This is a genomic window from Cupriavidus sp. SK-3 (assembly GCF_000611145.1).
Classification (GTDB): domain Bacteria; phylum Pseudomonadota; class Gammaproteobacteria; order Burkholderiales; family Burkholderiaceae; genus Cupriavidus.
Window position 1 is genome coordinate 56,265 of the sequence record NZ_JFJV02000006.1, and the last position, 8,842, is coordinate 65,106.

The following is an 8,842-nucleotide window of genomic DNA, read 5'->3' on the forward strand; positions in this document are numbered from 1 at the left end:
GAGATGCGGTGTGACCGGTCGCGGCAACCAATCTTGCTCAGCGATCGAGACGTGGCGGGAGCGGTTAGGCTTGCAGGCGGGCCTCATTCACTGCAGGTGCGGGCCACCATTGATGGCAACGGTTAGCTCCGGCCAGAAAGGCGGCGTCACGGGAGCTTAGATACAGTACCAGTGCGGCGACTTCCTCCAGTTGTCCCAGGCGGCCCATGGGGATGCGGGATGTGCGTAGCCGCCTTTGACGCAGCGTTGTTCGCTACGTTGAAGTTATTTTCGGTGACTTCAGTCACCTGCTTCACTGTTTGGTACGCACTTCCGGGGTAATTCGTACTTTTCGTGCATGTATGGACCCGACGCCGCATTCACGGTAGCAGCCGATATGCGGGATTTCAAATTTTACTGTTAGACAAGTTTAATTCTTGTTACATGGCCGCGAAATTTGGGTCCATGGGCAGTATGCGCCGCGCAACTAATAGAACAGACGGCGCAGCAGATCGGTGGCTGTCTGCACCAGTTGCACCACCGCATCGCCGACGCCCATGTCCATGCCCATCGCCTTGGCCGACGCATAGATGACGCCCGTGAGCAAGGCCAACACCATCAATCCCATTTTGAGATTGTCATCCACCGCGACCCCTTGCGTTCAGTCGAAATCGGATCCGCAATTGGCAAAGGCGCTGAACTGCGGCGGCACAGTTGCACACTCTGGACCACGTCCCATTTCGTTATAGGGACAGTGCCAGACGTAGATGTGGCACTCTGTGCGGTATCTCTCTCACCGCGCTTGAAGAGAACTGGTTATCAGGGGTTCCATATGCAACCGGAGGAGACCCCATGTCGAACCAGTGTGTCCGAACGAATGCATATCGACCTGGCTAACTACGCCAGTACCGATGCGCCACTATCGGATTGGGGAACAAGTTCCTTGGCCGGTCCGTACCAACTCTTCAAGTACGATGACCCCATCAAGGGCCGGCCAGCACACAGCGATGGCCCGGCAATCCGACATTGATCAAGGCGCTGCAAGGTGCCAAGTGGCACTTGTGGCACGGTTGCCCCTATCCAGCGTGCGCCGGCTGGAAAACCTGAGCTGGGATCTCGATGCCGAGGCCAGCCCCGAGGAAGCCAAACTCCTTGGCAAGCTCGAGTGATCATCTATCTGGGTAACAACCGGAGCTTCATCGTGAACTACGGTGACCGCTATCGCCACGGGGAGCCCATTGCATCGGGCTTCGTCGAGTCCGCCGTCAACCAGGTGATCAGCAAGTGGTTCGTCAAACGCCAACAGATGGCTTGGCGGCCGCGGCACGCGCGCGCACTGCTACAAATCCGGACTGCCGTGCTCAATGACCAGCTCCGATCGCACGTTGAACGATGGTATCCCTCCATCGCCAGAGCAGAAAACCACCGCATTGCCGCTTAGTCGGCCCCCGCTTTGGCGCGGTCTCGTGATCAGTTGGCCATGCTGATCGCCTTCACGGCCTTATCCTCCTTGACCCAGTCGCGCGTTCGCCCCTCGATGCCGGCTATCTGTTCGTCCAGTTTCACGAGCCCATTCCACTGCTCGCGCAATGTCTCGATCAGCGCGTTCATATAGATTACCCCGCTTCGCGCCGGATGTTGCCGCGAATGATCAGCGCCTGCTTGAGGCGATCGATGCGGAACTGAGGAAGGGCCGTTGATCGACTGGGTTTTGGCGTAACGACAAGCGGGCGATCCTGATGTGCAGGACCGCCCGTTTTATTTTGATTGCTCCAGCAACCACCCTCAGGTAATCGCGCCCAGTTGCCAGGGAACGAACTCGTTCTGGCCGTAGCCATGCAGCTCGCTGCGCGAGCGCCTGCCGGAGGCCGTGTCCAGCATCAGCTGGAACAACGCCGCACCGAGTTCGGCGATGGTGGCGCTCCCGTCCAGTACCGAGCCGCAGTTCAGGTCCATGTCGTCCGACTGGCGCTGCCACAGCGCCGTGTTGGTGGCGAGCTTGACCGAAGGCGAGGGCGCGCAACCATACGCGGACCCGCGCCCGGTGGTGAAGCAGATCAGGTTGGCGCCGCCCGCCACCTGCCCGGTGGCGGAGATCGGGTCGTAGCCCGGCGTGTCCATGAAGACCAGCCCGCGCACGCGCACCGGCTGCGCGTACTCGTAGACTTCAGCGAGATTGGTGGAGCCGCCCTTGGCGATGCCACCCAGCGATTTTTCCAGCACCGTGGTCAGGCCGCCCGCCTTGTTGCCGGCGGAGGGGTTGTTGTCCATGCTGGCGCCGTGTCGCTCGCAATAGGCCTCCCACCAGCGGATGCGCGCCACCAGCTTCTGGCCAATCTCCGGCGTTTGCGCGCGGCGCGTCAGCAAGTGCTCGGCGCCGTAAATCTCTGGAGTCTCCGAGAGAATCGCGGTGCCGCCATTGCGCACCAGCAAATCCACCGCCGCACCCAGCACCGGGTTGGCCGAAATGCCCGAGTAGCCATCCGAGCCACCGCATTGCAGGCCCACCACCAGATGATGTGCCGGCACCGGCTGGCGCTCCACCGCGTTGGCCTTCGGCAGCATCGCCTTGATCAGCTCGATGCCGTGGGCAATGGTCTTGGTGGTGCCGCCGGTGTCCTGGATGGTGAAGGTCTGCAGCCGGTCGCTGTGCGTGAGTCCCTGCGTGGCGAGCAGCGCGGAGATCTGGTTGGTCTCGCAGCCGAGCCCGATCACCAGCACGCTGGCGAAGTTGGGATGGCAAGCATAACCGCCCAGCGTGCGCTGCAGCACCGCCAGCCCCTCGCCCTGCGGATCGACCGCGCAGCCCACGCCATGCGTAAGCGCCACCACGCCATCCACATTGGGATACGCAGCCAGCGCGTCTGGATGGATGTCCCGGCGGAAATAATCCGCGATGGCGCGCGCCACCGTGGCCGAGCAGTTCACCGAGGTAAGGACGCCGATGTAGTTGCGCGTGGCCACGCCGCCGTCGGCGCGCACGATGCCATCGAACGTGGCCGGCTGCGCCGCCGGTTGCACCACGCGGGCCTCAGCGCTGTAAGCATAGTCCCGCGTAAAGTCGCCCATGGCCAGGTTGTGCGTATGCACGTGCTGGCCGGCGCGGATGTCCTGGCTGGCAAAGCCGATGATCTGGCCGTATCGCCGCACCGCCTCGCCGTTCGCGATCGCACGGGTGGCGATCTTGTGGCCGGGCGGGACCAAGCCGATCACGGTCACGCCTTCGTCGGCTACCGGCGTGCCGGCCACCATCTGGTCCCGCGCGATGACCACGTCGTCATCAGGATGCAGGCGGATGGTGCGGGACGTGCGCGGAGCCTGCGCGGGAGTGGCGGCAAGGGTGTCTGTGCTCATGGAATCGATACTCGCGGTGTGGATTGCGCCGGGCAGGGTTGCGCCGGTGTTACTTGATCATCTCGTCGGGCAGCGCCACGCCGAAGTACTGCTTGTAGATCTCATTGATCTTGCCGTTCTTCAGGTTGGCCTTGACCCAGCCGTCCAGCCAGTTCTTCAGCGCGGTATCGCCCTTGCGCAGGCCGATGGCGTAGGGGAAGGACTTCATCACGAACTTGGTTTCCAGGTCGCGCGTGGGATTGCTCTTCTTCACCGCGGGAATCACGCTGATGGCGGCGGCTAGGTAGTCCTGCTGGCCGGTGGCGACTGCGGTGTTGGTGGTGGCATCGTCCTCGTAGCGCACGATGTTCAGGCCAGGGACTTCCTTGGCACCACGGCTGAGTTCCTGGTCGCTGGTGGTGCCGCGCGTGACGGCGATGGTCTTGCCCGACAGGTCGGCAAAGCTCTTGAGGCTGGCCTTCGCGGGCCCGCCCACCACAACCGGGATCACGCCATAGGGGTCGGAGAAGTCGATCACCTTCTTGCGCTCGTCGGTGACCGAGAACGAAGCCAGCACCACGTCAGCCTTCTTGGTGAGCAGGAAGGGCACGCGGTTCGGGCCGGTCACCGGCACAATCTCCAGTTCCACGCCAAGGTCCTTGGCCAGCAGGCGGGCGGTTTCCACATCCGAGCCACTTTGCTTGGCCTGTGCGTCGAGCATGCCGTAGGGCGGCGCGCCGATATCCACGGCGACCAGGATCTTCTTGCGTTGCTTGATGGCGTCGAGCGTGTCGGACCAGGCGCTGGCGGATGCGCCAACGAGCAGCAGGGCGGCGAACGAGCCGAGCAGGCGGCGGTTTAGGTGCATGGGGTGTCTCCGTGTGTGTAGGTTGTGTCGTGCCGGCTAGCGGGAAGCTAGCGCAAAATCAGAGGCCGTTGCCGACGAACTGCTTGAGCTCCGGCGTCGAAGGTTCATCCAGGAGCTTGCCGTTGCCGCCTTCCCAGACGATGCCTTGGTGCATGAACATGATCTGGTCCGCCACCGAGCGCGCGAACGCCATCTCGTGCGTGACCAGCACCATGGTCATGCCATCTTCGGCCAGCCGCTCGATCACCTTGAGCACTTCGCCGGTCAGCTCGGGATCCAGCGCCGAGGTCACTTCATCGAACAGCATCAGGCGCGGCTGCATCGCCAGCGAGCGGGCAATGGCCACGCGCTGCTGCTGGCCGCCGGAGAGCTGTTCCGGGTAGTAGCCGGCGCGCTCTTCCATACCAACCTGCTTGAGCACATGCATGGCCAGCTCGCGCGCATCCTTCTTGCCAACGCCCTTGACCTTGCGCGGCGCCAGCATGACGTTTTCTTCCACGGTCAGGTGCGGGAACAGGTTGTAGCTCTGGAACACGATGCCAACTTCCTTGCGCAGCTCGCCCAGCGGCACGTTGTCATCGTGCATGGCACGCCCGCACACATGCAACGAGCCCCCGTTCACGCGCTCTAGGCCGTTAATGCAGCGCAGGGCTGTGCTCTTGCCCGAGCCGCTGCGGCCAATCAGCGCCACCACCTCGCCGGCGCGCACCGAGAAACTCACGCCCTTGAGGATTTCCACCTGCCCAAAGGATTTGCTTACCTTGTCGAAGCGGACGATGTCTTCCATGCTTGTCTCCATGATGTCTTTTGGTTCTCGCTGATTCTGGTCCGCTTTCATACCCGCATTCATACGCGCTTGAAGCGGCGCTCCAGCTTGTACGAAAGCATCGACAGCGGATAGCAGATCGCGAAGTAAAGCACCGCCGCGATGGAAAACACCACGAAGGGCTCGAAGGTGGAGTTGTTCACCACCCGTGCCGAATAGGTCAGGTCGAAGAAGCCGATCACCACCGCGTACGAGGAGTTCTTCACGATCTGCACCAGGAAACTCACCGTGGGCGCCACCGCGATGCGCGCAGCCTGCGGCAGAATCACGTGCACCACGCGCTGCAGCGGCGTGAGCGCCAGGCACTCGGCCGCCTCCCACTGCGTGCGCGGCACGGCCTGGATGCAGCCCTTCCAGATCTCGGCCAGGTAAGCGCTGGAATACGCCGTCATGGCAATGCCGGCGGCCACCAGCGCAGGCAGGTCGAAGCCACCCACGCTGATGCCGAAATACACCACGAACATGATCACCGGCAGCGGCACGCCCTGCACCAGTTGCACGAAAGCGCCGGTAATCGTGCGCAGCAAGCGAGCGCCGCGGCCGCGCGCCAGCGCCAGTGGCAGGCCCACCAGCGCGCCGCCGATAAAGCCCATGGCAGACAGCAACAGCGTCCAGCCGGCGCCGCGCAGGATAAACAAGACTTGATCCAGGGAAAGGCTGGACATGATGCTTGACTCCGCGTCGAAAGTGGAAAGAATGCGTCGAAGAAAGGAATAGAGGAAGCGTTTGGAATCAGAGCGCCGTCTTCAGGCGCCGGCGGCGCGTGAAGACGACAGCACCCACTCCCGCCATCGATAGCCGCAACAACCACGACAGCACCAGGTACACCACGGCAATGACAATGTAGATTTCAAAGCCGCGGAAGGTCTCCGACTGGATGCGGTAGCCCACGGCAGTGAGCTCTTCCGCCGAGATCTGCGACATGATCGAGGTGGCCAGCATCATCAGCACGAACTGGCTGATCAGCGCAGGGTACATGCGCTCCACCGCCTGCGGCAGCACCACCAGGCGCAGCACCTGCCAGCGCGACAGCCCCAGGCACGACGCCGCCTCCAGCTGGCCGCGCGGCACCGACTCGATGCCCGCGCGCACGATCTCCGTGGTGTAGGCCGATACGTTGACCACCAGCGCCAGCACCGCCGCCGCCATCGCCGGCACGCGCACATGCACCGCCGCCAGCCCGAAGAATAGCCAGAACGCCTGGATCACCAGAGGCGTATTGCGAATCACGTCCACGTATCCCGTGACGCAGCGGCGCGCCCAGCCCGGGCCTTGCGTGCGCACCACCGCCAGCGCCGTTCCCAGCACAAAGCCAAGCACGATGGTCGCCACCGACATGCGAAGGGTCAGCCATGCCCCGTCGAGCAGTTCGCGCCAGCTGGCGCTCAGGAAGCTGAAATCGAACTGATAGTCCATCGGGGATACGCCCTTTCGCTCTTTTGTGGGCAGCGCCAGCTTAGCCGCCACCCCGTCTCGGTGTTTTGTTCTCGTCTCGATGCGGCCTTGCGCCGGCATGGACCGAAATATATGACTATTGCCGACAAACGTCAATCTGAGGAGATACCCGTGTATCATGTGTTCATGCGTCGCTCGATACTTGGCACCATGCCAGCGCCGCGATCAACGCACCTAACGCAGCACCTAACGCAGCACCTAACGCAGCACCCAACGCTAGCCAAACCCGCCAACCGATCCGGAGACAACGTGCCGAGTCCATCGACGGCTGCGCGACAAGACAAGCGCACCGCCCCCTTCGCACTCACGCAGGAAGCCGACGAAGCGCAACGGCACGCGCCGATCTACGCCGTCATCGTCGAGTTGCTCCGCAAGGCCATCGTGGAAGGCTCGCTAGAGCCGGGCACGGTACTGCTGGAAGGGCATGTAGCCGAGATCCTGCGCTCCACCCGGTCGCCGGTGCGCCAGGCCCTGCGCGAACTGGAAGCCGATGGCGTGGTCAGCCGCTTCGAAGGGCGTGGCTTCGTGGCCGGGCCTGCGGGAACCGCGCCCCGGCGCATCCCGCTGGACCCCGCCATGCTCGGCGTGGACAGCGAGCCGGATGTCGCACGCAAGACGCTGGGCTGGGAGGTGATCTACGACGAAGTGGAGCGCGACCTGGTGCACCTGTCGGTGTTCGGTCGTTATCGCGTCAACGAGATTGAACTGGCCCGACACTTCAGCGTGGGCCGGACCGTCGTGCGCGACGTATTGTTGCGCCTGGAAAGCCTGGGCATCCTGGAGAAGGACGAGCGCCTGCGCTGGGTCATCACGCCGCTGGACGCCAAACGCATCCATGATCTCTACGAACTGCGCTCGCTGGTGGAACCCGCCGCGCTACGCGCCGCAATCGGCCACGCCGACCGCGCGGAGATCGAGCGGATGATCGGGGACCTGCACAAGGTGCAGCGCGTCTACCCAAAGGTCAGCCGCACCGCCATGGACAACCTAGAGCATGACCTGCACGTGCAGTTGCTCTCGCAGTGCCCTAACAAGGAATTGCTCAGCAGCCTGCAGCGCACGCGCTGCATCCTCACGCTGAGCAAACACGTGCTTGGCGTATCCACGCCGATGCCCGAAGCGGACCCGTTCATGTCCGAGCACATCGCCGTGCTGCGGGCCGCCGCCGACGGGGCGCCGCGCAAGGCCGCCGACCTGCTGCGTGACCACTTGGAGCTGTCCTGTGAGAAGGTGACCCGGCGCGCGGAACTCGTGCGCGAGACGTTCGCACTGCCCGAGGTGTCATATATCTCGCGTGAGCCGGGTCGCGGCTAGCTACGCGGTCAAGGCTGCGTCCGCCTCTAGCGGATACACCGGCCGCGCAAGCCGCTGAAACGCGAGCCAGCGCGAACTATTGAATTTTCCATAAAACATGACAACCGATTCCATTCGATCACCCCGAAACCCGCGTGTTTATTGAACGATTTTGCACGCGGAGAGCTTGCGTCGAGCACGTAAAGACGCGGGTTTCCGGCGGATTCGGAAGCGAACAGCAAGTATTTGAATATGCAGCGATTGATGCACTGCACACCGCCGAGACCCGCATCAATCCAAGACCTGCCTGCCGTCAGTCTGTGCACGGAAAGCAAGGGGATCCCTACAAGGAGAGTGACGTCGGCAGGTCACCAAGGCTGTCCGCGTCGGATGCATGGTCTTGCGCGCTTCCTCCGGTTTCCTGTAGCAGCCACGAAATGAACATTTGGACGGCGGGGCTGTTGCACTTCTCCTGCAGGCAGACGAAACGTTCCTGCCGGGTGCACTGCCGCGTGCGCCGCCCCCTCACCATGTTCACTGATCCGCTGGCACTACCCTCGACCACGTTTCCATTCATTCCTGCTGGCAACGCGCCCGGGCTTGCGCCATCCGGTCCTTGCAGCGCCCCCGATGTTCCGGAAGCTGCCCAATTCATCTCGCCATGTCGACGCTCGCACCGCCATCGCACGATCGCCATCGTCACTTCCCCGCAGTCACGTGGTCAGCTTACGCGTGTGGCGCCCGCCGGATCATCGCGGCGACCATTCAATGCCCATAGATGCTACCGCCCATAGAGCGATTTAGCACAAACGGTTTTTTGGTTAACGGTCGCGGGCTGCTCTCCCCAGGTGCTGTTCATGCGCACGTGGCCGCGACCGCTAACCAAAAATCCTCTGCATTATGCCGAGCTCGGCATAAGGCTCATGCCCGTCGTAAATTCCACGACCTGTTCGTTGCTCGGAAGAACGACGTGAACACGGAAGCGCTGCGCCGGGTTGGCGAGCTATACGCGATCACTGTGGAGCATTTCCGCGTCTAGCGGGCGAGTAGAGGACTACCCCTTCGATTTCCTTCACCCGCTCCATCGG

The 8,842-nt window shown here is 62.9% G+C and carries 7 protein-coding genes and 3 pseudogenes; 2 read left to right on the top strand and 8 right to left on the bottom strand.

Annotated features, from left to right (window positions below):
- Nucleotides 1–87: 87 nt before the first annotated feature.
- Together CF70_RS37210 and CF70_RS36430 are read right to left on the bottom strand one after the other, a co-directional pair.
- Nucleotides 88–217: pseudogene (locus CF70_RS37210) on the bottom strand (SDR family oxidoreductase); the annotation flags it as partial.
- Between the two features lie 249 nt (nt 218–466).
- Nucleotides 467–625, bottom strand: coding sequence for a hypothetical protein (locus CF70_RS36430; RefSeq protein ID WP_160172219.1), 159 nt, complete (start codon nt 623–625; stop codon nt 467–469).
- Between the two features lie 380 nt (nt 626–1,005).
- Between CF70_RS36430 and CF70_RS00485 the strand changes: the two are divergent.
- Nucleotides 1,006–1,420, top strand: a pseudogene (locus CF70_RS00485) (ISKra4 family transposase); the annotation flags it as partial.
- A gap of 41 nt (nt 1,421–1,461) precedes the next feature.
- On the opposite strand, the pseudogene CF70_RS35590 reads toward CF70_RS00485, so the two are convergent.
- The 6 genes and pseudogenes from CF70_RS35590 to CF70_RS00510 form a co-directional block, all read right to left on the bottom strand.
- Nucleotides 1,462–1,584: pseudogene (locus CF70_RS35590) on the bottom strand (IS110 family transposase); the annotation flags it as partial.
- A gap of 180 nt (nt 1,585–1,764) precedes the next feature.
- On the bottom strand, nt 1,765–3,333 hold the full coding sequence (locus CF70_RS00490; protein WP_035858929.1) for a UxaA family hydrolase: 1,569 nt from the start codon (nt 3,331–3,333) through the stop codon (nt 1,765–1,767).
- A gap of 49 nt (nt 3,334–3,382) precedes the next feature.
- Nucleotides 3,383–4,180 (bottom strand): transporter substrate-binding domain-containing protein, encoded by a 798-nt coding sequence (locus tag CF70_RS00495; RefSeq protein WP_035858932.1) that lies wholly within the window; start codon nt 4,178–4,180, stop codon nt 3,383–3,385.
- A 58-nt stretch (nt 4,181–4,238) separates the two neighbouring features.
- Nucleotides 4,239–4,967 (bottom strand): amino acid ABC transporter ATP-binding protein, encoded by a 729-nt coding sequence (locus CF70_RS00500; RefSeq protein WP_035858935.1) that lies wholly within the window; start codon nt 4,965–4,967, stop codon nt 4,239–4,241.
- A 59-nt stretch (nt 4,968–5,026) separates the two neighbouring features.
- Nucleotides 5,027–5,671 (bottom strand): amino acid ABC transporter permease, encoded by a 645-nt coding sequence (locus CF70_RS00505; RefSeq protein WP_035858940.1) that lies wholly within the window; start codon nt 5,669–5,671, stop codon nt 5,027–5,029.
- Between the two features lie 67 nt (nt 5,672–5,738).
- Nucleotides 5,739–6,422, bottom strand: coding sequence for an amino acid ABC transporter permease (locus tag CF70_RS00510; protein WP_035858942.1), 684 nt, complete (start codon nt 6,420–6,422; stop codon nt 5,739–5,741).
- Nucleotides 6,423–6,710: 288 nt separating this feature from the next.
- On the opposite strand from CF70_RS00510, the gene CF70_RS00515 reads away from it, so the two are divergent.
- Nucleotides 6,711–7,775, top strand: coding sequence for a GntR family transcriptional regulator (locus tag CF70_RS00515; RefSeq protein WP_035858945.1), 1,065 nt, complete (start codon nt 6,711–6,713; stop codon nt 7,773–7,775).
- The last annotated feature ends 1,067 nt before the right edge of the window (nt 7,776–8,842 follow it).

What these genes read in the sequence shown, in the direction of transcription:
- CF70_RS00490 (WP_035858929.1), bottom strand. Translation starts at nt 3,333, where the DNA reads ATGAGCACAGACACCCTTGCCGCCACTCCCGCGCAGGCTCCGCGCACG.
- CF70_RS00495 (WP_035858932.1), bottom strand. Translation starts at nt 4,180, where the DNA reads ATGCACCTAAACCGCCGCCTGCTCGGCTCGTTCGCCGCCCTGCTGCTC.
- CF70_RS00500 (WP_035858935.1), bottom strand. Translation starts at nt 4,967, where the DNA reads ATGGAAGACATCGTCCGCTTCGACAAGGTAAGCAAATCCTTTGGGCAG.
- CF70_RS00505 (WP_035858940.1), bottom strand. Translation starts at nt 5,671, where the DNA reads ATGTCCAGCCTTTCCCTGGATCAAGTCTTGTTTATCCTGCGCGGCGCC.
- CF70_RS00510 (WP_035858942.1), bottom strand. Translation starts at nt 6,422, where the DNA reads ATGGACTATCAGTTCGATTTCAGCTTCCTGAGCGCCAGCTGGCGCGAA.